This is a genomic window from Kribbella albertanoniae, from assembly GCF_004348455.1.
GTDB classification, from domain to species: domain Bacteria; phylum Actinomycetota; class Actinomycetes; order Propionibacteriales; family Kribbellaceae; genus Kribbella; species Kribbella albertanoniae.
Genome location: NZ_SMKA01000022.1, coordinates 12,621 through 36,328 on the forward strand (window position 1 = coordinate 12,621; position 23,708 = coordinate 36,328).

Consider the following 23,708-nt stretch of genomic DNA (forward strand, 5'->3'; position numbering starts at 1 on the left):
ATGCCGCAGGTCGAGGCCCGGCCGCTGAGCGACGACGAACTGCAGGGGATCGACGCCTATTGGCGGGCTGCCAACTACCTGTCGGTGGGGCAGATCTACCTGCTGGCGAACCCGCTGCTCAAGGAGCCGTTGCGGCCCGAGCACATCAAGCCACGACTGCTCGGCCACTGGGGTACGACGCCTGGCCTGAACCTGGTCTACACCCATCTGAACCGGGTGATCCGGCAACGGAACCGGGACTTCATGATGGTGACCGGGCCCGGGCACGGTGGCCCGGCGATCGTTGCGCACACCTGGCTCGAAGGCAGTTGGACGGAGGCGTATCCGAACACCGGCCAGGACGAGCAGGGGATGGCTCGGTTGTTCAAGCAGTTCTCCTTCCCCGGCGGCATCCCCAGTCATGTCGCGGCCGACGTCCCCGGGTCGATCAACGAGGGCGGTGAGCTGGGCTACTCGCTGAGTCACGCGTACGGCGCTGCCGCGGATAGCCCGGAGTTGGTCGTGGCGTGTGTAGTTGGTGACGGCGAGGCGGAGACTGGCCCGTTGGCGGCCTCGTGGCACTCGAACAAGTTCCTCAACCCGGCGCGGGATGGGGCCGTACTGCCGATCCTGCATCTGAACGGCTACAAGATTGCCAACCCGACGGTGCTGGCGCGGATCGGCGATGAGGAGCTGACCTCGCTGTTGCGCGGGTACGGTCACGAGCCGTATCTGGTCGAGGGATCGGATCCGGCGGAGGTGCATCAGGCGCTGGCGGCCGCGCTGGATGCTTGCCTGGATCGGATTGACGAGATCCAGCACGAGGCGCGAGCAACTTCACCGACGCGGGTGGCCTGGCCGATGATCGTGCTGCGGACGCCGAAGGGCTGGACCGGGCCGGCGACTGTGGACGGTGATCCGATCGAGGACACCTGGCGGTCGCATCAGGTGCCGTTGTCCGGGGTTAGGACGAACGAGGATCACCTGCGTCAGTTGGAGTCCTGGCTGCGCAGCTACCGGCCGGAGGAGTTGTTCGACGATGCCGGTCGACCGGTTGCCAGCGTGCTCGACCTCGCGCCGGGTCCGCAGCTGCGAATGGGCTCGTCGCCGCACGCGAACGGTGGGCTGGTGGCGCGTGATCTGATGCTACCGCGGGTCGCGGACTACGCCGTACCGGTGAAGGCGCCGGGGGCTGAGGACGGTGATCCGACGAAGGTGTTCGGCGCCTTCCTCCGGGACACCTTTGTGCTGAATCCCAGTAATTTAAGGCTGTTCGGGCCGGATGAGACCGAGTCGAATCGGCTGAACGCGGTCTACGAGGTGACGGACAAGACCTGGCTGGCCAACCGCCGGGACACCGATGAGAACCTCTCTCCGGAAGGCCGGGTTCTCGAGATCCTCAGCGAGCACACGTGTCAGGGCTGGTTGGAGGGCTACCTGCTGACTGGCCGGCACGGGGTCTTCTCGTCGTACGAGGCCTTTGTGCACATCGTGGATTCGATGGTGAACCAGCACGCGAAGTGGCTGAAGACGATCAACCGGGTGGGCTGGCGGCGGCCGATCCCGTCGCTGAACTACCTGCTCACCTCGCATGTCTGGCGGCAGGACCACAACGGTTTCTCGCATCAGGATCCAGGGTTCATCGACCATGTGGTGAACAAGAAGGCCGAGGTCGTGCGCGTCTACCTGCCACCGGACGCGAACACGTTGCTCTCGACCATGGACCACTGCCTGCGGACGCGGAACTACATCAATGTCGTTGTCGCAGGCAAGCAACCGCAGCCGAACTGGCTGGACTGGGAGTCGGCCGCGCTGCATTGCGCACGCGGGATCGGGGTCTGGGACTTCGCCAGCAACGACAACGGCGATCCGGATGTCGTGATGGCCTGCGCGGGCGACGTACCGACGATGGAGACGCTGGCCGCGGTCAGCCTGCTGCGGGAACACCTGCCAGAGCTGCGGATTCGCGTCGTGAACGTGGTAGACCTGATGCGGTTGCAGGACGCGACCGAGCATCCGCACGGGTTGCCGGACCGTGAGTTCGATGCGTTGTTCACGACCGACAAGCCGGTGATCTTCGCGTACCACGGCTACCCGTGGCTGATCCACCGGCTGACCTACCGCCGGAACGGTCACGACAACCTGCACGTCCGCGGCTACATCGAGGAGGGTACGACGACCACGCCGTTCGACATGGTTGTCCTGAACAACCTCGACCGCTATCACCTGGCGATGGATGTGATCGACCGGGTGCCGTCGCTCGGGACGCGGGCGGTGTCGACCCGGCAGTACTTCGCGGACCAGCGCACCCGGCACCGCGTGCATGTCACCGAGTACGGCGAGGATCTGCCGGAGGTTCGGGACTGGCGATGGACCTTCTGATCGTCAACGCCGGGTCCTCGAGTCTCAAGCTGCGGGTCCTCGGGCCGAACGACGCCGTGCTGGACGAGCGGTCCATCTCGGATTGGGACGGGTCCGGCGACGCGCTGTCCGAGCTGAGTGCTGATGCGATCGTCCACCGAGTCGTCCATGGCGGTTCGCGGTTCGAGGGCGCGGTGCTGGTGGATGACGAGGTGGAAGCGGCGATCGAGGAATTGGTGCCGTTGGCCCCTTTGCATCAACCGCGAGCACTCGAACTGATCCGGGCGTCCCGACAGGGTGATCGGCCGGTGCTCGCCTGCTTCGACACGTCGTACCATCGCAGTCTCCCGGCGGCTGCGGCGACGTACGCGCTGCCGGTGGAGTGGCGGGAGCGCTTCGGCCTGCGGAAGTACGGCTTCCACGGCCTTTCCCACGAGTACGTCGCTCGCTCGGTCGACGCAGCGCGGATCGTGAGCTGCCACCTCGGCGCGGGTGCGTCGCTGTGCGCCATCGACCACGGGGTATCCGTGGACACCACGATGGGGTTCACCCCGGTCGACGGGTTGGTGATGGCGACGCGGTCGGGCTCGGTGGATCCCGGCCTGCTGCTCTGGCTGCAGACCGCCGGTGGGCTCGAGGCGGACGAGATCGCGGACGCCCTCGAGCACAAGTCCGGTCTGCTCGGGCTAAGCGGCTCCGGTGATCTGGAGAAGGTCCTGGCTGGGCTGGACGACGACCGCAACCGGCTCGCGTACGACGTCTACCTGCATCGGCTCGTCGGCGAGATCGCCCGGATGGTCGCCGCCCTCGGTGGCATCGACGCGCTGGTCTTCACCGGTGGCGTCGGTGAGCACTCCGCGCCGGTTCGCGCTGCCGCCTGCCGCGCACTCGACTGGCTCGGGATCGTCCTCGATGCCGAAGCGAACGAGAGCGCCGCCCACCTCATCACGGCAACCGGCTCTCCTGTCCGGGCGTACGTCGTACCGGCGCGTGAAGACCTCACCATGGCCGCGCAGGCCCGCCAACTGCTCAGTGGGTGATTGTCTGGAACGCGACTGACTGGGTACCTGCCGGTTCATGAGCTACCTGAGCCGGCGCCTAGCGGCTGCGGTGCTGATCATCGTGCTGAGCGGATGCTTCCTCAGCGCGGGCGTCGCGGCGGCGGCCCCCACGCCGACGCCAACCGTGACAGCGACCCCGAACTCCCCGCAGGACGCCGATCCCGACGACTACAACCAGGCCCCCTGGGTGGTGATCGCGGTCGGCGCGGTCGCAGTGATCATCGGCGTCGGCACGTTCTGGCTCGTGCGCTCCCGACGCATCGACCTGAGCCCCGAAGACGATCAGTAGGACTCGTCCGGCGTCAGGTCGTGGTGTAGCCGGAGGCCTGGAGCTCGAAGAGACGGGCGTAGGTGCCGTCGTGGGCGATCAGGGTTGCGTGAGTGCCCAGCTCGGCGATTCGGCCGTCTACCAGGACAGCGATGTGGTCGGCGGAGCGGACGGCGCCCAGCCGGTGCGAGATCAGCACGCTGGTCCGGCCGCTGCGATGAGCAGCGAGGCCGGTGTGGATCTCGTGCTCCGCTTCGGCGTCGAGTCCGGACGTCGGCTCGTCCAGGATCAGCAGGTCGCGGCGATCCCGGAGGAAGGCGCGGGCCAGCGCGACCCGCTGCCACTGGCCGCCGGACAGCAGCACGCCGGTGGCCGGATCGTCTTTGTCCGCCTGGTCGAAGAACATCCGCGACAGCATCGTGTCGTAGCCGTGCGGTAGCTCCGCGAGCACCTCGCCGATCCCGGCCCGGCCGGCCGCGGCCTCCACCCGCGGGCGGCTGTCCGCACGCAGTTCGTCGGTGCCGTCAACCTCGCCGAGCGCGATGTTCTCGGCAGCGCTGAGCTCGTAACACATGAAGTCCTGGAAGACCGCGCCGATCCGGCGGCGCAGCTCGGTGACGTCGAGCTCCCGCAGATCGACACCGTCCCAGAGGATTGCGCCCCGCGTCGGGTCGTAGAACCGGCAGAGCAGCTTGACCATCGTGCTCTTGCCGGCGCCGTTGTGCCCGACGAGTGCGGTCGACCGGCCGAACGGAACGAACAGGTCAACGCCCTGCAGAGCCCAGGCATGCTCGTCGCTGTACCGGAACCAGACGTCCCGGAACTCGATGCCGTGCCGCAGTTCGGGCGCTGCGATCGGCTCGCCGGCGACAACCAGCTCAGCGGGTTCCTCGGTCACCGCCTGGTAGTGCTCGAACATCAGCAGCGCGTTGTGCGCCATCCCGAACCGTGCGATCAGTGCCGACAACGCCACCTGCACGCCGCCCACGGCCGCGACGAACACCGCGACGTCGCCCAGGCTGATCCGCCCGGCACCGGCGGCCATGATCGCCCAGATCAGGCCGGCCCCGGCGATGACAGCACCCAGCGCGGCGAGCACGCCCTGGACAAGCAGGTCGCGCCGGTCGATCCGGCGCTTGGCTGCGTTCGTGGTCCGGAGCTCGCTGAGCATCCGCCGCCGGAGCAGCCGGCCCAGACCGAGCAGGCGAATCTCCTTGGCGGCTTCGAGCCCGGTCATCAGCTCGGAGTAGAAGTACTGCCGACGCTCGGTCGGACTCAATCCGGTCATCAGCGCGGCCCGGCGACGGCTGAGTTGCCACTCGGCGTAGAGCCCGGGGACCGAAGCCACCAGTACGACGATCGCCATCCAGGGGCTGATCGCGATCAGGGTGACGGTGAAGCCGGCCAGCGTCAGGATCGACTGCAGGCCGCCGATCAACGCATCGAGGATGGTCACCGGACCGGATTGACTGTGCTGCTCGGCCAGCCGCATCCGGTCGCGGAAGACCGGGTCCTCGAGATTCGCCAGACCAGTCATCCGATCCGTGGCGCCGTACAGGCGATCGCGCGAAAGCACGGTGACCTGACGGGAGACCTCCGCCGACAGGTAGCGGATCAGTTCGCCCAGCACAGCGACAGCGAGGCCGGCCGCCGCCAGCCCGATCGCGAGTAGCACCAGGCCTCCGTCGCCGGTGGCCAGCCGGTCCAGCACCAACTTCGTCAGCCAGGCCGCCGCGACCGGTGCGAGCCCACTGCCGACACTTGCGAGCACGTATCCGGCGAACGCTGCAGGGGATGCCCGCCAGGCCAGGGCGAGTGAAGCGACTGCGCCCGAGCGCATGCTCATGACGTCAGCTGGGCGGCCTGGTATCCGCTCGACACCACCCGCAGGTTGTCGTCGAGGATCACGAGGGTCGGCGTAGCGCTCACTCCGACCGCGCGTGCGACCGGTCCGTCCTCGGCCTCGATCACCACCTGAGCCACCTTGGACAACTTCTCGGTCAGCTCGGTCAAGGCCGGCTCGTAGCCCGCTGCGATCGCGATCACCCGTTCGCGGCCGAGTGGTTCGGCGTACGTCAGGAAACCAGGCAGGCTCTCGGCGCAGGTCGAGCATGTGGTGGAGAAGAACCCGAGCAGCATGTCACCGGCCGGTGAGACCTCCAGGCCGTCGACCGTCGTGGCGGTGAAGGAAGCGATCGGCGTGCCGATCGGAACCCCGGCCACGTCGCGGCCGGGGCCCTGGTTGTTGACGAGCTTGGTGAGGTGGTCGGCGTGAACACGGAGCCGTTTGACCAGCCCCAGATTGATCACGAGGTTGAGCAACGCCAGCGCCGCGACCAGCACGACGGCGACCGTCAGGATGACCAACGCCTTCTCCTTCTAACCGATGGCTTGGGAACCGAACAGCTCGACGAGATCGTCGAAGCGCGTGACGAGCAAGCCGCCGACGAGGCCGGCGACAGCAGCGATGGCGACTCCGGCCGGCTCGGCCGACGCAGTACTCGTTGCTCCTGCGACGAGTCCGGCGACAGCGGCTGCCAGCAACAGAACGTTCCGTACGACGTGGGCGCGGCCCAGCGGGGTGGTCGCGGCGCCGAAGCACTTGCAGGGCTTGCGAATCCCGCGGCGCAGAGTCACCACGATGGCGGCGGTGAAGGCCAGGAGGAGAAGCACGGCCAGGAGGAAGCCGGCCGTCGCGACGAACCTCAGGGAGAAGAAGGCTCCGACAAGCAGTGCCACGGTCAGTGTCACCTCGGCCACGACAACGCCTGCGGCAGCCGGAACACGCAGACCGGTCGGCAGAATCTCCAGCGGACCGGCCGATCCGGCGAAGTCCCGGAACGCCTTGGAGCCTGTCTTGCTCGCGGCGGACTGTCCGAAGACGAAGGCGAGACAGAGACAGCAACCGAGCAAGAGGTAGATCATCGCCGTCCCTTGGAGTTCAGAGCGGTGCCGGTGCGTCCACCGGCACCACGATCAGCTGGAACTAGCAGGGGCCGACGACGTAACAGGCACCGCAGGCACTTCCTACGCAACTCTTGTGCTTCCGGACGTAGCCGGGCGAGTCCCAGAAGCAGCCGCAGTCCCGGGTCGTGTCCTGAACGCCGGCCTCCGCCGTCACCTCCGGCACCAGCCGGCCGATGATTCGATCGCCCAACCGCTGGATTGCATTCAGCATGAATCCTCATTTCGGAGACGGATAATTCGCTGGATATTACTGACGGCGATCCGCTCAAGCGAGGGGTAATTATCATTCGGTCTGGCAGCAACCGGCCATGGCAGTGGTTTTCCTGGATCCTGCTCCACGAGCGTTTATGGTGTCGGCCATGGTCCCGGCAGTCGTCGTCACGATCGTCCTCGCGGCCGTGGGACTGTTCGCCGCGAGCAGGCGGCCCGCCCTGGTGCGTGTGGCCGGGCAGAGCATGACGCCGACGTTGGCCGACGGCGACCGGCTGCTCGCGTGGCGTAGGTCGCGACCACTCCGGGTCGGCGACATCGTCGTACTGGAAGCGCCTTATCCAGTGGGGGTTGTGCCGCACTCCGTAGCGGGTGCGCTCGACCCGCCGCCCTGGCAGACCCGACCGGCATCGGCGGGTGAGCTGGACCGTCGCTGGATCGTCAAGCGAATCGTCGCGCTGCCCGCGGACGTCGTACCGCCCGAGGGCGCCGGACGGCTCGTGGCCGGAACGGAGGTGCCGCCAGGATGCCTGGTGGTCGTCGGTGACAACCCGGCGCAAAGCTATGACTCACGGCAGGCCGGATTCGTCCCCGCCGACCGAGTGCTCGGCCTGGTCATTCGTCGACTGAAATGATTTGCAATTCGAGTCGAATTGTCAAGCGCTAATTGTCAAGCACTTCGATCCGGGTCGAATCGGGCCGCGAAACTTTTTCGGAGCGCGGAAATGGGCCTCGCCTGACCTCGGGGCTACGGAGGTCAGGCGAGGAGTCTGGCGGTTAGGTCAGCTGGTGGTGCAGGTTTGGCCGCTGACGGTGAAGGTGGTTGGTGGGTTGTTGGTGCCGGTGTGGGTGCCGTTGAAGCCGATGTCGACGGTTGCTCCGGGGGCGATGGTGGCGTTCCAGGAGCCGGCTACCGGGGTTGCTGTGACCTTGGGACCGGACTGGGTCCAGGTTGCGTTCCAGCCGTTCCCGACGGTCTGGCCGTTGGCGAAGTCGAACGAGAGCGCCCAGTTGGTGAGCGGCGACGTGGAAGTGTTGGTCAGTTTCACGGAGCCGGTGAAGCCCGTGTTCCAGCTGTTCGCCGAGTAGATGACCTTGCAGCCGCCTGGTGGGATGCCGGTGCCGGTCGTCGTCACCGACAGGGCCGCCGACGGGGTCGAAATGTTGCCTGCGGCATCTTTCGCCCGGACGGTGAACGAGTACGCCGTACTGGCGGTGAGGCCGGTCGCGGTGAAGCTCGTGGTCGCGGAGCTACCGGCCAGGGTGGAACCGCGGTAGATGTCGTAGCCCGTCACGCCGACGTTGTCGGTCGAGGCGGTCCAGGTCAGCGCGACCGACGTGTTCGAGACCGTGCCGGCCGTCAGTCCGGTCGGTGCCGAGGGGGCTGTCGGGTCGGTCGGGTTGGGGCCGCCGCCGATGACCGGGTAGGCGTTCCGGACCAGCTGGACGAACTGTGCTTCGAACCAGTGACCGGACAGTGGCGAGTCCGGTAGTGCGCCGGTGAGCTGGTTGTCCAGCTTCGGTGCGACGAATGTCGGGTCGCACATCCGGTCGAACCGCTTGCCCTCGTTGTTCGGGATGTCGCTCGACGCACCGTCGGACTCGCCCGGCGGCTTGATCCACACGAACGCGTCGAGATGCGATCCCGGGTACCCACTGGGCGTGGACTGCGGGCGCTCGCCGATACCGGCACCCGACGGGTTGCACCAGGCTCCCCGGTGGACACGACGGTCGACGCGAGACTCGTTGACATAGGTGTTCAGGTCCGTGCTCGTCGACGTGGCCGTCGGGCGAGCGGCACCACCCCAGCCGTTGCGGGACGTGTCGATGAGCATGCCGGTACTGGCCGGGAAGCCTTCGGCGACCAGCAGGTTGTAGAGGTGCGCGGTCCAGTCGACCTCGTCGAAGTCGAAGTTCCACTCGTAGTACTTGGCGGACCGGACCGGGTTCCCACCGACGGTCAACGACGAGTTCGGCAGGTACGGCTCGACCAGCGGTGTCGTGTTCGCCGTGTTGGTGACGAAGCCGTCGATCGACGCGAAGCCGGCCACGGTCGACCGGGCCACCTCGGCGAAGAGCTTCGCGGCCGGTTCGGAGTTGCTGTCCCAGCCGAGCCAGCCCGAGTGCGCGGCGTCGATGTAGTTGTAGACGTTCGGGATCGCGTGCAGCTTGTCCAGCGCGTACTTGACGCCGGCCCGGTAGTACGGCGCGGCCTGCGCGCAGGGCGCATGGGACATGTTGGTGATCAGGTTCGGCAGTGAGTCCGGTTCGATGGTGGCCGCGATCCGGAGGTTCTGGTACTTCGGATCGGCCAGGATCGCCGCGATCGGGTCGATGTACTCGGCCTTGTAGCGCGCCAGTCCGGCATCCGTCGCCGGGAGTTCGCCGTTCGACGCCAGGGCGAAGCAGTCCCGGCCGGGCAGGTCGTAAATCACCAGGTTCACGACCAACGGCGTACCGGATTGCTTCTGCAGCAGGGCCTGATCCAGATGGAAGCGCAACCCGTTGCCGGCGGTGTTACCGGCGATGGCGCTGATCTGGTCCATCCAGACCGCGGTCGGCTGCCCCTTGATGGCTCGCATCTTGGTGGCGAGCGCGGCATCGGCTCGGGTGGCAGCCCCCTCGACGGACGCGGCCCAGCTGGGGTTCACATATTGGGTCGCCCCGGCATAGGGGTTGTCGACGTGCGGTTCGGCAGCACTGGCGCTCAGGGCGGTGAGCGGCAGTGCCACCAGAGCGGCTGCCAGAGCGGTGGTTGCGGCGATCAGCCGCGGTGGAGTTCTGGACACGCGGTCCTCCTCGAGGATCAGTCCGGCGTACCGGTCCGGGCGGAATCCGGTACGAGTCACCGTGGGCGCCGGTGGCTGACCTGAACCTCACATGGCGGGCCTCAAGCCAGGGATGGTCCGAAACGTTTAAGGTCGTGGCGCGTTACCGGTTCGTGACCTGATTTCAGCGGGCCAGCGGGCCCGTGCTGCCGCGAATCGCGAGCCCTCCGACCGGTACGACCTGGCTGGTCCCGGTCTGCCCGTTGAGCACCGCCAGCACGGCCTCTCCGACGGCTGTGCCCAGGTCCCGCAGTGGTGAGGGCAGTGCGGTGATTGCCGGTGTGCTGAGCCGGCAGAGCGCCGAGTCACTCGCGGCGAGGATCGACAGGTCCCACGGCACGTCAAGACCGAGCCGCCGCGCCACATCGAGCGCGGCCAGCGCCATCTGGTCCGAGTCGTACACGATGACGGACGGCGGCACCGGACCGGTGAGCAGTTGCCGGGTTGCCGCGGCTGCCTCTTCCGGTCCGGCATCGGTCGTCATCCGGACCAGCGAACCTCCGGCGGCCCCGAGTGTCCGTGCAAGCGCCGCGACTCGCACCTGCGTGCGATGCAGCTCGGGCGGTCCCGTCACGGCCGCCACCTCGCGATGCCCCAAGCCGATCAGGTACGTCGCCACCCGCGTATACGCCTCCTCGTCGTCGAGGTGGACCGAGGGCAACCCTTGAGCGGCGGCAGGCGGTCCCACCACGACTGCCGGTGCCCGGAGCCGCCGCAACGCCTCGACGCGCGGGTCCTGGCTGAGTACGTCGGTCACGATCATCACGTCGAACCGGCGCTCGGCCCACCAGGTCCGGTACGTCGCCACGGCCGCGTCGACGGACTCCACAACCTTCAGGAGTAACGCGTACCCTCTCTCCGCGAACACGTCCTGGATCGCGGTGACGAGGCCGAGGAACGAGGTCGCCGACGACACCCCACCGGCGGCGGTGCTGACCACCAGCCCGACCGCTCGTGGACCGGTGTGCATCGACCGGGCCGCCGCACTCGGTTGCCAGCGGTACTCCTCGGCGATCCGCAGCACGCGCTCACGAGTGGCCGCCGAGACGCCCGGTCGCCCGTTGACGGCGTACGAGACAACAGCGATCGACACACCTGCGGCGCGGGCGATGTCGGCGATCGTGGCGCGGCGCGCGGGCGAGCTGGGGCGGTCGGGGGGCGGTGAGACCACAATGACCAGTGTGTCGCCTGGCGGCCCGAAATACATCAGCTCGGCCCTTGCCGGGTAGGGAGTACGAATGGGGACAGTACGGCGCAATACCGCGAACGGGATCCCGAGACGAACGATCGGCGTGCTCTCGCCGGTGGTCGGCGGGTTCTACTTCGGCGCTCTGATCGCGGGGATCGCCCGGGCCGCGCGCAATGCCGGGCACCGGGTGGTCGCCGTACAGACCTATCCGGCCGGTCTCGATCGCGAGCGTTATCCCGACGAACCGTTGCTCGAGGTGCCGGTGGCGCTCGGTGCGGTGGACGGTCTGATCATCCTGGCCAGCGCTGTTCGGCAGGATCGGCTCGCGGCGGTGCAGGAGTGGGGCTGCCCGGTCGTCGTGCTGAGTACGGACGCAGTCGGCCCGGCCGTGCCGGTCGTGGTTCCGGACAACGCCGGCGGTGTGCGGGCCGCCGTACGGCATCTGATCGACCACGGGCACACGCGGATCGGGTTCATCGGCAATCCGGCGCAGCGCGATATCCGGGAGCGCTACGAGGCGTATCTCGCGGCGCTCGCCGAGCATCGGATCGACCAGGAGTGGTTCGAGGAAACCGCTGACAACCATGAGCAGACGGGGGCCGACGCCGCCTCGCGCTTGCTCGCCGCAGGTATGCCGACCACGGCGACCGTCGCCGCGACGGATCGCAACGCTGTCGGATTCCTGCGTGCGTTACGAACGGCGGGACTGGTGCTGCCGCGGGACCACGCCGTCATCGGTTTCGATCACACCGACAGCGGCGCCCGATTCCAGCCCAGGCTGTCGACAGTCGATCCGCACAATGATCGGGTTGGCGCGTTGGCCGTCGATCTCCTGCTGGCGCAGCTGCGCGGGGAGACCGTGGCCAGCGGCGTCCATCGTGCTCCATCGACCCTGGTGATTCGCGAGTCCTGCGGGTGCGGCGAAGCGGCGATCGGCGCTGTGGACAAGCGCGACGAGCCTGGTACGACGCCCGCGGAGGCACGGCTGCGGCACCTGGCTGACACCGGATTCGCCGCCCCGGCGTCGGTCACGGACAGCCGGCAGATCGATGACGAGGCCCGCGACCGCTGGCTCCAAGCGGTGGTCGACCCGATCACCGCCGCCGCTGAGCTGGGCCGGATGCCGACCGGTCCCGCGCTGACCAACCTCGCCCGGCTGACCTCGGCCCGGCGACCACATCCGGAGACCCTCGAACAACTGATCTCGGTCGTCCGCGATCTCGAGTGGGAGCTCGCCGGCACGCTGTTTCCCGCCGGAACCGAGCGACTGTCCGCGCTGTACCGCACTGGCACCGACATCACGTTGGCTCTGACGAAAGGCTGCACGCAGCCGCTGCTCGCTCGCAGCGGCTATCTGGAACGCGCGATCGCCGACCAGTACGAGGTCGACCTGGATCTGTTGCGTGGCAACGGCGGCGGCCCGCGAACGCTGACCTGGTTGCCACGGGACGGTCGTGGTGTCGCCTGCCTCGGTCTCTGGACCGGACCGGCGGTGGGCGACCGGGAGCTCGAGATCGTCGGTGTGGACGACACCTCCGGTGCACTCTCCCGTCTGGTTGGATCGAGATCACGAGCCAGCCAGTTCCCGCCCGCAACGATGACCCGGGCCGGGGCGGCCGGTAGCAGCCGGCTCACGTTGGTCCTGCCGGTCACGTCCCGCGGCAGCGACTGGGGTCTGCTCGCCATCGAGGGCACGGTCGACACCCGGATGACCAGCGGCCGCGACAAGTACAACCACTGGGCCACGCTGCTGGCCGTCGCGCTGGATCACGAGCGCCTGCTGGCCTCTCTGCACGATCAGCGACAGGCGCTGGCGGAGGCGGCCAACCGCGAGCGGTCGCTGGCGGACACGTTGCGGGCCAGCGAGGAGCGGTACGCCCTGGCCTCGATGGCGGCCCAGGACGGTACGTGGGACTGGGATGTCTCGGCCGGGACGGTCTACTACTCGCCGCGCTGGAAGCAGACGCTCGGGTACGGCGAGGACGAGATCGGCGGTACGCCGTCGGAGTGGCTCGACCGGGTACATCCCGACGACCGCCTCGACCTGTCCGCGGCGATCGCAGCGCAGCTGGGCGGCTCCCGGGCTCCGCTCGAGATCGAGCATCGGGTGCGTACGTCCTCGGGGGACTACCGATGGATGATGTGCAAGGCCGTGGCGGTTCTCGACGACGCCGGTTGCCCGGCCCGCCTGGTCGGAGCGTTCGTCGACATGACCGAGCGCAAGGAGGCAGAACTCGCTCTCCGCCGCAACACGCTGCGGGACCCCGAGACCGGTCTGGCCGGCCGAGTGCTCTTCCTCGACAGACTGGGCGAGGCGCTCGACCGAGCCCGGAATCGCGCTGGAGACTACGACTGCGCCGTACTGCTCGCGCGCGTCGTCGACCCGTCGCCTCCGGTACGGGCCGACGTACGGCGTGAGGTGGTCCGGCGGCTGCAGGTGATCCTGCGCGACGGCGATTCGGCCGCCCGGCTTCGGCAGGACGAGTTCGTCGTACTGCTCGAAGGTGTCCGGCCGGATCAGTCCCGCATGCAGGAAGTCCTTGCCACGTTGACGGCTGAGCCCGCACTGGGAATCGCGGTCGGAGTGCTGCCGGGCATCCAGCAGTTCAAGGACGCTGACGACGCGCTGCGTGCAGCGGACATCGCGCTCCTCCGCGCTCAGACCAAAGCCTCGGTGCCTCCCCGCTGAGGGAGAGGCACCGAGCCTTAGTTCAGGAGCAGGCAACGCCGTTCAGAGTCGGAGCGGAGAACGGCGGATTGGAGCCGTTGTAGTTCGCGTTGTAGCCGACCGTCGCGGTAGCACCAGTACCGAGATTGCCGTTCCAGGACGCGTTGACGACCCGTACGGCGTCGCCCGTGTCGGTCCACGTTCCGTTCCAGCCCTGGGTCACCGTCACACCCGGTGCCGAGTAGGTGAGCGTCCACCCGTTGATGGGCGCTCCGCGGTTCTCGATGACCACCTCACCGGTGTAGCCGGTGCTCCACGTGCTGGTCACCCGGTGCGTCACCTTGCAGCCGCCCGGCGGCGGTGTGGGAGTCGGCGTTGAGTTGCCGGCGGCTGCCAATTCGTAGGCGCGCTGAGGCACGAACTGACCTGCCGAGGCGATACATCCGTCGGCCTCGCCCGGGGGCTTGACCCACAAGTACGCGGCCAGCTGACCGTCACCCGTCTGGTCGGTGCTCGCCGTACCGATAGCGCGGCCTGCCGGGTCACACCACTCGCTGCCCAACGGTCCGTTGCCGTTGCGGCTGGTGTCGATGACCGCACGCAGCCGCGAGTCTCCGACCGAGTTCAGGACGGCCTTGGCGAAGTTCGCCTCGTCGGTGGTGGTCCGGTAGTTCGACACGTTGGTGGAGATTCCGTCGGCGCTGTTGGAGATGTCCGCGCCGCGCAGCCGTGCCGCGGCCTCCGCCGGTGCCAGCCAGGCGGAGTGGCCGATGTCGAAGTACACCTTGGCCTGGGCCGAGCCGGACTTGAGCTTCTTGCCGGCGTAGGCCATCGACGCCTTCGTCTGGTTCTGCTGGTCGGCCGACTGGCAGCTCGTCATGATCGGCAGTACGTCGGGCTCGAGGATGATCGCTGCCGGACGACCGGCCAGCCCCGCGGCCACCTGGTCGATCCAGGCCCGGTAGGCCTCGTGCGACGGTGCTCCGCCGCTGCTGGCGCCACCGCAGTCGCGGTTCGGGACGTTGTAGACGACCATGATCGGCACCTTGCCGGCTGCTGCCGCGGCGCCGACGTAGGCCTCGACCTCGCCGCGGACCGTGCTGGTGTTGGTGGTCGTGAACCACTTGCCTTGGGGCGTGGCCGCGATCCGGTCCCGGATCATCGGCGTCCGTGAGTCACCCGGATTGGCCGCGACCCACTTGGCCGCGCTGGTGTTCGGATCCACGTAGAACGGCGAGACAGCAGCCTGGGCGCTACCCCCGGTGGTCATCACGACCACTAGGCCTGAAACAAGCGTGAGGGCGGCGATCAGGCCGCCGTACGCCGGATGTCTTGAGCGCATGAAACGCACCTTCCAATGTCGGGGACGGACATCGGAAGCACTCCCATCGCGATGGAATGTAGCCAGCCCGGCGCACTCCCGCATCTGAAACGTTTAGGTGCGCACCGCGGTCTTCTCACCGCCTCCTCGCCCTCTTACGCTGCCGCAACTGGGAGCGCTCCCATCCAGCGTCAGCCCAGACCACCTGGTCCCTCGATGGAGGAAAGAACTATGAGGCTTCGAACAAAAGCAGGGCGGTTGCGGGGCAGACCGCTCGTCCTGGGGATCGCGATCGCCGGCCTGGCCGGGCTGCTGCAGCTCGTCGCGCCGACCGCCCAGGCCGCGGTGGCCTGCTCGGTGAACTACACCGTGGCGAGCGACTGGAACAGCGGTTTCGTCGCCGACGTGACGATCAAGAACGAAGGCGACCCGATCGCCGGCTGGACCCTCACCTGGACCTTCCCGAACGGCCAGCAGGTGACGAACCTGTGGAACGGCAGCTTTACGCAGTCCGGCGCCAAGGTCACCGTCCTGCCGGTGGACCACAACCGGAACATCGGCACCGGTGGTACCGCGACCTTCGGCTTCCAGGGCACCCGAGGAGCAGCGAACGGCAAGCCCACGGACTTCGCGGTCAACGGCACGTCCTGCACCGGTGGCAACAAGGCGCCGACGGTGGCGGTGACCTCGCCGACAGCGGCGCAGACGTTCCAGACCGGGCAGGCGATCCCGCTGGCAGCCACCGCGTCCGACACCGACGGCACCGTGGCGAAGGTCGATTTCCTGGCCGACGGCGTCGTGGTCGCCACCGACACGACGGCTCCCTACCAAGGCTCGTGGACCGGCGCGTCCGTCGGTGATCATGCTGTCTCGGCGCGCGCGACCGACAATCTCGGCCTCGCGGCCTCGACGACACCGGTGCCGATCAAGGTGCTGGCCGGGGCAACGATCGTTGCCACGCCGTCGACGGTGAACGTCAAGCAGGGCGGTACGGCGAAGTTCGGGGTGACGCTGGCTAGTCAGCCGTCGGCCTCGGTGACTGTCGCGGTGGCCCGGTCATCGGGCAGTACTGACCTGACTGCGACACCGACCTCGCTGACGTTCACGACGGCGAACTGGAATACGCCGCAGAACGTGACTGTGAACTCGGCGGCAAACGGCGGCGACCTGGTGACTGCCGCCTTCTCCGCGACCTCCACGGGCTACACCGCAGCGTCGGTGACCGTAAAGGAGACGTCGGCAACGACTTCTCCCTTCGAGGAAGCGTTTCTCACGCAGTACAACAAGATCAAGGACCCGGCCAGCGGCTACTTCCGCAAGTTCGGTGACCTGCTGGTGCCGTACCACGCGGTCGAGACGCTGATGGTCGAAGCGCCGGACCACGGGCATCAGACGACCTCGGAGGCGTTCAGCTACTACCTCTGGCTGGAAGCGAGCTACGGCAAGCTCAGCGGTGACTGGGCTCCGTTCAAGTCGGCCTGGGCCTCGATGGAGAAGTTCATCATCCCGGCCAAGGCGGACCAGCCCACCAACGACAAGTACAACGCCTCCAAGCCGGCGACGTACGCGCCTGAGCACGCCACGATGGACGCGTATCCGTCCCAGCTGGACACGTCCGTCGCGGTCGGTTCCGACCCGATCGCCGCCGAGCTGAAGTCGGCGTACGGCACCGATGACATCTACGGCATGCACTGGCTGCTCGACGTCGACAACACGCTCGGCTTCGGCCGCTGCGGCGACGGTACGACGGCGCCGTCGTACATCAACACGTACCAGCGCGGGTCGTCGGAGTCGGTGTTCGAGACCATCCCGCAGCCGTCGTGCGACACGTTCAAGCACGGTGGACCCAACGGCTATCTGGACCTGTTCACCAAGGACAGCTCGTATGCCAAGCAGTGGAAGTACACCAACGCTCCGGACGCGGACGCCCGCGCCGTACAGGTGGCACTGCTGGCCGACCAGTGGGCGACCGCGCAGGGCAAGCAGGCGGAGATCGCGCCCGAGCTGGCGAAGGCTGCCAAGATGGGCGACTACCTGCGGTACGCGATGTTCGACAAGTACTTCAAGAAGATCGGCAACTGCGTCGGTCCGGTCGCCTGCCCGGCGGGCACCGGCAAGGACAGCTCGCACTACCTGATGTCCTGGTACTACGCGTGGGGCGGCGCGACCGACACATCCGCGGGTTGGGCGTGGCGGATCGGTGACGGCGCCTCGCACCAGGGGTACCAGAACCCGCTGGCGGCGTACGCGCTGGCGAAGGTGCCCTCGCTGAAGCCGAAGTCGGCCACCGGTCAGCAGGACTGGACCAAGAGCATGGACCGGCAGTTGGAGGTCCTGCAGTGGCTGCAGTCGGCCGACGGTGGTATCGCCGGCGGTGTCACGAACAGCTGGGAAGGCCACTACGGCACACCGCCCGCCGGTACGCCGACCTTCTACGGCATGTACTACGACGCGCACCCGGTATGGCGTGACCCGCCGTCGAACCGCTGGTTCGGCTTCCAGGTCTGGCAGATGGAGCGGACGGCATCGCTGTACCAGATGACCGGGGATCCGCGGGCGAAGAAGATCCTCGACAAATGGGTGCCGTGGGCAATCGCCAACACCACGGTCGGGGCGAACGGGGCGTTCCAGATCCCGAACGACATGGCCTGGACCGGTGCTCCCGATACCTGGAACGCCGGCTCGCCGGGGGCGAACGCGAACCTGAGGGTGAACGTGCTCAACCACAGCCAGGACGTCGGCGTCGCCGCGTCGTACGCGAAGACCCTGCTCAACTACGCGGCCAAGGCGGGCAACGCCTCGGCCAAGACCACCGGTGAGGGTCTGCTGACGGCGTTGCTCGCGCACCAGGACGCCAAGGGCATCGCGATTCCGGAGACTCGGGCCGACTACAACCGGTTCGACGACAAGTACAGCGCCACCACAAAGGAAGGCCCGTACGTCCCGCCGGGCTGGACCGGCAAGATGCCCAACGGTGACGTGATCGACCAGAACTCCACGTTCCTGTCGCTGAGGTCCTTCTTCAAGACCGACCCGGAGTGGCCGAAGGTGCAGTCGTACCTGAACGGCGGTCCGGCACCGACCTTCACCTACCACCGGTTCTGGGCGCAGGCCGAGATCGCCACGGCGTTCTCACTGCATGCCGAGTTGTTCGGCTAAACCCCAGGCACCACTGAACGCGCGCCCCCGGGACCACCTGACCCCGGGGGCGCGTCAGTTGTCTCAGGCGCTGCCGCGCAGTTCCAGCCGGGTGCCGACGATGACCCGGGTCTCCGTCGGCACTTCGCCGGCCAGCTGGGTCAGCAGCAGCCGGGTCATCTCCCGGCCCATCTCCTCGGCCGGCTGGAAGACCGAGGTCAGCGGCGGGTCGGAGTGCCGGCCGCCCGGTGAACCGTCGAAACCGATCACGGCCACATCCTCGGGGATCCGCCGCCCGGCCGCCTTGAGCACCCGCATAGCGCCGAAGGCCATCGGGTCCGAGGCGGCGAAGACAGCATCCAGGGCAGGCTCGCGCTCCAGCAGGGCTGCCATCGCGCGGGCACCACTCTCCTCGCTGAAGTCGCCGTACTCGACCAGGTCGCCACCGACGACATCGCGGAATCCCTGCAGCCGGGCCACTCCCGCGGCCATGTCCTGCGGACCGGCGATGGTCGCGATCCGGCGTCGGCCCAGATCCAGGAAGTGCTGTCCGGCCAGGCGCCCACCGCTCTCGTTGTCGGCGTCGACGAAGGGCATCTCCGGTCCGGCCAGCGGCCGGCCGCACAGCACGAGTGGCAACCCGCTGGCCAGCACCTTGCCCGGCAGCGGGTCGTCCCCGTGCTGCGACAGCATCATCACGCCGTCGACGTGTTCCCTGGTCAGGAACCGGTTCGCGCGATCGCGTTCGGCCGTGCTCTGCACCATCGACAACCACAGCTGCAGGGGCGTCTCGGCCAGCGCCGCACTGATGCCACGGACGATGCCGGCGAAGTACGGCTCGGCGAACAGCCGCTCGCCCGGTTCGGAGATCACCAGCGCCACACAGTCGGTCCGGCGGGTGACCAGATTGCGGGCCGCCCGGTTCGGAACGTACCCCAGCTCGTCGATCGCCTTCAGTACGGCGGCCCGCGCGGCGGGGCTGACCTGGGACGATCCGTTGACCACCCGGGACGCGGTACCCCGCCCCACCCCCGCCCGAGCCGCGACGGTTTCGATGGTGGGACGGGGTTCGATCATGTGGCTAGCCTGCCTCGGATCAGGTCGCCGTACCAATATGCACTGCTTTTCGGGGTGCGTGTCTGCGTCTCGTAGTCGACGTGGACGATCCCGAATCGCCGGGAGTAGCCCCAGGACCACTCGAAGTTGTCGAACAGCGACCAGCAGAAATACCCGTGCAGCGGGACACCGAGATCGATGGCCGCCTGACAGGCCCGGAGGTGGCCGTCCAGGTAGTTGACCCGCTCGGTGTCCCGGACCGAACCGTCCTCGTCCGGTACGTCGGCGAACGCGGCACCGTTCTCCGTCACGTACAGCCGGACCGAGGGGTACTGGGTCGCCAGGCGCACCAGCACGCTGGTGAGCCCGGCAGCATGGATCTCCCAGCCCATCGCGGTCAGCGGCAGGTCGCCCTTGGCGAAGCCGACCTGATCGCTGCCGGGCCAGGGGGAGGCGCCGCCGCTACCGCCGTGGCCGTCGTCACCGCTGCCGGCGACCCCGGTCACGACGTGCCGGGTGTAGTAGTTCACGCCCAGCATGTCGAGCGGCGTCGAGATGATCGCCAGGTCACCGTCGTGGACGTGCGCGAAGTCGGTCACCCCGGCCAGGTCCTCGATCACGTCGGCCGGGTAGGAGCCCAGCAGGACGGGATCGAGGAAGAAGCGGTTCTGCAGACCATCGATCCGCCGGGCGGCATCCAGGTCGACATCCAGATCGCTCACCGGGACGACGTCGTACAGGTTGATGGTCACGCCGACCTGATGGCCGTTGGCCTTGAGCAGGTTGGCGGCCAGACCGTGCCCCAGCATCAGGTGATGTCCGGCCCGGACGGCTGCTGCCGGATCGGTCCGGCCGGGTGCGTGCAGGCCGGAGCCGTAGCCCAGGAACGCCGAGCACCACGGCTCGTTCAACGTCGTCCACCGCCCGACCCGGTCACCCAGTACGGCGGTGATCGCGCCGGCGTAGTCCGCGAAGCGCTCGGCGGTGTCACGCTCGGGCCAGCCGCCGGCGTCCTCCAGCGGCTGCGGCAGATCCCAGTGGTACAGGGTCGGCCACGGCTCGATCCCGGCCGCGAGCAGCTCGTCGATCAGCCGCGAGTAGAAGTCGACTCCGGCCCGGTTGAGCGCGCCACGGCCGTCCGGCTGCACCCGCGACCAGGCGATCGAGAACCGGTAGGCCTGCAGCCCGAGATCGGCCATCAGGGCCACGTCGTCACGGAACCGCTGGTAGTGCTCGATCGCGACGTCGCCGGTCTCACCGCCCAGGACCCGGCCCGGCGTGTGCGCGAAGGTGTCCCAGATCGAGGGCCCGCGGCCGTCGGCGGTCGCCGCACCCTCCACCTGGTAGGCGGCAGTGGCGGCGCCGAACAGGAACCCGGTGGGGAACTGCAGTCCGGTCCCGGGCTCGATCTGGCTCTCGGTTGTCACGACTTGATCGCACCTTCCATGATGCCGCCGATGATCTGGCGGCCGAACACGATGAACACCGCGAGCAGTGGCAGCGTGGCCAGGGCCGTCGCCGCGAAGACCTGCGCGTAGTCGGTGTAGTACGCCGTCGCCAGCAGACTGAGCGACAGCTGGACAGTGGGAGTGTTGGCGTCGAGGATCGCGTACGGCCAGATGAACTCGTTCCAGGTCTGCATGAAGGTGAGCAGTCCGAGGATCGCCGCGGCCGGCCGCAGGATCGGCAGGACGACGTTCCAGTAGATCCGGAAGGTCGAGCAGCCGTCCACCCGGGCCGCCTCCACAAGCTCGTCGGAGATCGCCTCGGCGGCGTACTGGCGCATCATGAAGACGCCGAAACCGCTGACCAGGAACGGCACGATCACCGCCTGCAGACTGCCGTTCCAGCCGATCTTCACCATCAGCATGTAGAGCGGGATCAGGCCCAGCTGCACCGGCACCATCATCGTCGCGACGATCACCAGCAGCATCGCGTTGCGGCCGCGGAACCGCAGCTTGGCGAACGCGAACCCGGCCAGCGTGGAGAAGAACACCACCGACAGGGTCACCACACTCGAGACCACCAGCGAGTTCACCAGCCCGTAGCCGAAGGCGGCGTGCTCGTTCGCGAACACCCGGCCGATGTTCTCGGCGAGTTCGGCGCCGGGCAGCAGCGGTGGCGGGACGTCGTTGATGACGTCGTTGGACCGGGTGGCCACCACGAACATCCAGTAGATCGGGAACAGCGAGGTCACGCAGCCGACGATCAGCGCCAGGTACGTCAACGGGCTGGCCCGCCACAGTCGCACCGAGGCAGCGCGCAGCCGGCTCACCGGGCCGCCCTCCGGACGAGCAGAAGGTTGATCAGCGAGAAGATGACGATCAGCCCGAACAACGCCCAGGCGATCGCGGCGCCGTACCCGTACTGGAAGCGCTGGAAGGCATTCTCGTACATGTACATGGTGACGGTCTGGAACTGGCCGAGGGTGCCGCCGAGCATCCTCCCGTTCCCGAAGATCACCGGCTCGGTGAACAACTGCAGGCCTCCGATGGTGGAGATGACGACGGTGAAGACCAGCGTCGGACGCAGCAGCGGCACGGTGATCCGCCAGAACTGCTGCCACGGCTTCGCGCCGTCCAGCGAGGCGGACTCGAACAGGTCCTTCGGGATCGCCTGCATCGCACCGAGCAGGATCAGCGTGTTGTAGCCGGTCCAGCGCCAGTCGACCATCACAGCGATCGCGATCCAGCTCGACCAGGTGTTGGCCTGCCAGTCGACCGCGTCCAGCCCGAGGCGGGTGATCACGTAGTTGACCAGGCCGACGTCGCGGGCGAACAGCTGGCCGAAGACGATGCCGACGGCCGCCACCGAGGTGACGTTGGGAATCAGCACGCCCATCCGGAAGAACGTCCGGGCGCGGATCTTGCGGTTCAGCAGGTTCGCGATCGCCAGTGCCATCAGGAGTTGCGGCACGGTGGCGAGGATGAAGATACCGACGGTGTTCCGGAGGGCATTCCAGAAGTCCGGGTCGGCGAAGAGTGCGGTGTAGTTGCCGAAGCCGACAAACGTGTGTTCACCGATCAGATGCCAGTCGTGCAACGACACCCAGCCGGTGTAGACCAGCGGGAACGCCCCGAAGATCGCGAACAGGACGAAGAACGGCGCGATGAAGAAGTACGGCGCGAGTTTCACATCCGCGCGCGTCAGCCGGGAGCGCCAGGGAACCCGGCCGTCGGCGGCAACTGCTGCCGCCGACGGCCGGACGACGCTGGAAGAGGTCACTTCGCCTCTTTGACAGCGCTGCTGAGTGCCTGCTCCCACGCCTTGTCGGGGGTCAGTTTGCCCTGCTCGACGGCCTGCAGCGCGGGCTCGAAGGCACGCTCCTTGACCGCCTGGTGCTTCGGGCCGAGGACCAGCGGCTTCAGCGTCTTGGCGCCGTCACCGAAGATCTTGCCGACCGGAGCGTTCGAGAAGTAGTCGTTTGTCAGCGCCAGGAACGCCGGGTCGTCCAGCGCCTTAGGTGCTGTCGGCAACGGTCCGGCCTCCTTGAACGCGGCCACCTGGCCGGTCGGCGAGGTCAGGAACTTGGCCAGCTCGTAGGCCTCCTTCGGGTGCTTGCTCTGGGTCGGTACCGCGAGCCACGAACCACCCCAGTTGCCGCCGCCACCAGGCACTGCTGCAACGTCCCACTTGCCGGCGTTCGCCTCGCCGGAGTTGCCCTTGATGATGCCGAGCATCCACGACGGGCACATGGTGACCGCGAAGCTGCCGTTCTTGAAGCCGGCCTCCCAGTCCTTCGACCAGGTCGGGATCTTGGCGCTGACACCCTCGGAGATCATCTTCATCGAGGTGTTCCAGGAGTCCTTGACGACCGGGTTCGAGTCCGCGATCAGCTTGTTGTCGCGGTCGTAGAAGTTGGTGTCACCGGCCTGCGACAGCATCGCCGAGAAGCTGGTGGTGACCGAGTCGACGAAACCCTTGGCGCCGGTGTTCGCGGCGGTGAACTTCTTGCCGGTGCTGATGAACCCGTTCCAGTCCGGCCAGAGCTTCGAGACCGCGTCCCGGTCGGTCGGCAGCTTCGCCTTGGCGAACAGGTCCTTGCGGTAGCAGACCGCCAGGCCGCCGACGTCGGTGCCGAGGCCGATCAGCGGTCCGTCGGCGCTGACCCGGCCGAGGTCCCACTTCCAGGGCAGGAAGTTGGGCTGCAGCTCGGCAGCGCCGTGGTCGAGCAGGTTGACGAAGTTCTGCGGCTGGGTCTTGAACTCGTTGAGGACACCCTCCTCGAGCGCCACGATGTCCCCGGCGCCGCTGCCGGCCGCCAGGTACTGGACCAGCTTGGGCTTGTAGTCGTCGAGCTTCTGCACGTTGCGCAGCTCGACCTTCACGTTCGGGTGCTCCGTCTGGTACTGGGCGGCCAGCGCCTTGTACCCGAAGTCCCCGAAGGTGTCGACCACCAGCGTGATCTTGCCGTCCGCCGCGGGCGTCGTGCCCTCGGTGTTCTTACTGCATGCCCCGACCATGCCCAGTGCTGTCACGGCAGCCACCGTGACCGCCAGGAACCGCTTCGTCTGGCTCATCGCCTGACCCCTCCTCGATACTGTGAGCACTCCCGGTATCTGGGAGCGCTCCCAAGAGCATCGAGGGGCAGTGCGGACCTGTCAACACCTCATCTGGGAGCGTTCCCAAATCGAGTCCAAACCCACAACGTCCGAAGAACCG

At 67.7% G+C, this 23,708-nt stretch carries 18 protein-coding genes; 6 read left to right on the forward strand and 12 right to left on the reverse strand.

The window, feature by feature from the left end:
• Genes E1261_RS08290 through E1261_RS08300 form a run of 3 tightly spaced genes read left to right on the forward strand, consistent with a single transcriptional unit; the run spans nt 1 to nt 3,690 of the window.
• The gene (locus E1261_RS08290) at nt 1–2,361 is read left to right on the forward strand and encodes a phosphoketolase family protein (protein WP_132404503.1); all 2,361 of its coding nucleotides are present in this window, start codon (nt 1–3) and stop codon (nt 2,359–2,361) included.
• The gene (locus E1261_RS08295; protein ID WP_132404438.1) at nt 2,349–3,380 is read left to right on the forward strand and encodes an acetate/propionate family kinase; all 1,032 of its coding nucleotides are present in this window, start codon (nt 2,349–2,351) and stop codon (nt 3,378–3,380) included. Before E1261_RS08290 ends, E1261_RS08295 begins: the two co-directional genes overlap by 13 nt.
• 37 nt (nt 3,381–3,417) lie before the next feature.
• Nucleotides 3,418–3,690 carry a hypothetical protein gene (locus E1261_RS08300; protein WP_132404440.1) on the forward strand — a complete coding sequence of 91 codons (273 nt, stop codon included), beginning with the start codon at nt 3,418–3,420 and terminating at the stop codon, nt 3,688–3,690.
• A gap of 13 nt (nt 3,691–3,703) precedes the next feature.
• Here E1261_RS08300 and E1261_RS08305 read toward each other — a convergent pair whose 3' ends face one another.
• From E1261_RS08305 to E1261_RS08320, 4 genes are all read right to left on the reverse strand, one after another.
• On the reverse strand, nt 3,704–5,515 hold the full coding sequence (locus tag E1261_RS08305) for an ABC transporter ATP-binding protein (RefSeq protein WP_132404442.1): 1,812 nt from the start codon (nt 5,513–5,515) through the stop codon (nt 3,704–3,706).
• On the reverse strand, nt 5,512–6,036 hold the full coding sequence (locus tag E1261_RS08310; RefSeq protein WP_132404444.1) for a TlpA family protein disulfide reductase: 525 nt from the start codon (nt 6,034–6,036) through the stop codon (nt 5,512–5,514). The genes E1261_RS08305 and E1261_RS08310 overlap by 4 nt, the downstream gene beginning before the upstream one ends.
• A gap of 12 nt (nt 6,037–6,048) precedes the next feature.
• Complete coding sequence (locus E1261_RS08315) at nt 6,049–6,594, reverse strand: MauE/DoxX family redox-associated membrane protein (RefSeq protein ID WP_132404446.1); 546 nt, start codon at nt 6,592–6,594, stop codon at nt 6,049–6,051.
• A gap of 61 nt (nt 6,595–6,655) precedes the next feature.
• Nucleotides 6,656–6,847, reverse strand: coding sequence for a hypothetical protein (locus E1261_RS08320; RefSeq protein WP_132404448.1), 192 nt, complete (start codon nt 6,845–6,847; stop codon nt 6,656–6,658).
• A gap of 148 nt (nt 6,848–6,995) precedes the next feature.
• Here E1261_RS08320 and E1261_RS08325 point away from each other — a divergent pair, with 148 nt between their 5' ends.
• Entirely contained in the window at nt 6,996–7,481 is a 486-nt protein-coding gene (locus E1261_RS08325) for a S26 family signal peptidase (RefSeq protein ID WP_132404450.1), read from the forward strand.
• Nucleotides 7,482–7,628: 147 nt separating this feature from the next.
• Here the strand turns inward: E1261_RS08325 and E1261_RS08330 are convergent, their stop codons facing one another.
• On the reverse strand, nt 7,629–9,635 hold the full coding sequence (locus tag E1261_RS08330; protein WP_132404452.1) for a glycoside hydrolase family 6 protein: 2,007 nt from the start codon (nt 9,633–9,635) through the stop codon (nt 7,629–7,631).
• Nucleotides 9,636–9,798: 163 nt separating this feature from the next.
• Nucleotides 9,799–10,845: a LacI family DNA-binding transcriptional regulator gene (locus tag E1261_RS08335; protein WP_238176079.1), complete on the reverse strand. Its 1,047-nt coding sequence runs from the start codon at nt 10,843–10,845 to the stop codon at nt 9,799–9,801.
• Between the two features lie 67 nt (nt 10,846–10,912).
• On the opposite strand from E1261_RS08335, the gene E1261_RS08340 reads away from it, so the two are divergent.
• Nucleotides 10,913–13,552: a substrate-binding domain-containing protein gene (locus E1261_RS08340; RefSeq protein WP_132404456.1), complete on the forward strand. Its 2,640-nt coding sequence runs from the start codon at nt 10,913–10,915 to the stop codon at nt 13,550–13,552.
• Between the two features lie 22 nt (nt 13,553–13,574).
• On the opposite strand, the gene E1261_RS08345 is transcribed toward E1261_RS08340, so the two are convergent.
• A complete protein-coding gene (locus E1261_RS08345; protein WP_132404458.1) occupies nt 13,575–14,873 on the reverse strand; it encodes a glycoside hydrolase family 6 protein in 1,299 nt (432 codons plus the stop codon).
• A 210-nt stretch (nt 14,874–15,083) separates the two neighbouring features.
• On the opposite strand from E1261_RS08345, the gene E1261_RS08350 reads away from it, so the two are divergent.
• Nucleotides 15,084–18,011, forward strand: coding sequence for a glycoside hydrolase family 48 protein (locus E1261_RS08350; protein WP_132404460.1), 2,928 nt, complete (start codon nt 15,084–15,086; stop codon nt 18,009–18,011).
• Between the two features lie 63 nt (nt 18,012–18,074).
• Here the strand turns inward: E1261_RS08350 and E1261_RS08355 are convergent, their stop codons facing one another.
• Genes E1261_RS08355 through E1261_RS08375 form a run of 5 tightly spaced genes read right to left on the reverse strand, consistent with a single transcriptional unit; the run spans nt 18,075 to nt 23,566 of the window.
• Nucleotides 18,075–19,067, reverse strand: a complete 993-nt coding sequence (locus tag E1261_RS08355) for a LacI family DNA-binding transcriptional regulator (RefSeq protein WP_132404462.1) — start codon at nt 19,065–19,067, stop codon at nt 18,075–18,077.
• The gene (locus E1261_RS08360) at nt 19,064–20,473 is read right to left on the reverse strand and encodes a GH1 family beta-glucosidase (RefSeq protein WP_132404464.1); all 1,410 of its coding nucleotides are present in this window, start codon (nt 20,471–20,473) and stop codon (nt 19,064–19,066) included. Before E1261_RS08360 ends, E1261_RS08355 begins: the two co-directional genes overlap by 4 nt.
• Complete coding sequence (locus E1261_RS08365; RefSeq protein WP_238176080.1) at nt 20,470–21,321, reverse strand: carbohydrate ABC transporter permease; 852 nt, start codon at nt 21,319–21,321, stop codon at nt 20,470–20,472. Before E1261_RS08365 ends, E1261_RS08360 begins: the two co-directional genes overlap by 4 nt.
• Nucleotides 21,318–22,271: a carbohydrate ABC transporter permease gene (locus E1261_RS08370; RefSeq protein WP_132404466.1), complete on the reverse strand. Its 954-nt coding sequence runs from the start codon at nt 22,269–22,271 to the stop codon at nt 21,318–21,320. Before E1261_RS08370 ends, E1261_RS08365 begins: the two co-directional genes overlap by 4 nt.
• Nucleotides 22,268–23,566: an ABC transporter substrate-binding protein gene (locus tag E1261_RS08375; protein ID WP_132404468.1), complete on the reverse strand. Its 1,299-nt coding sequence runs from the start codon at nt 23,564–23,566 to the stop codon at nt 22,268–22,270. The genes E1261_RS08370 and E1261_RS08375 overlap by 4 nt, the downstream gene beginning before the upstream one ends.
• Nucleotides 23,567–23,708 lie beyond the last annotated feature (142 nt).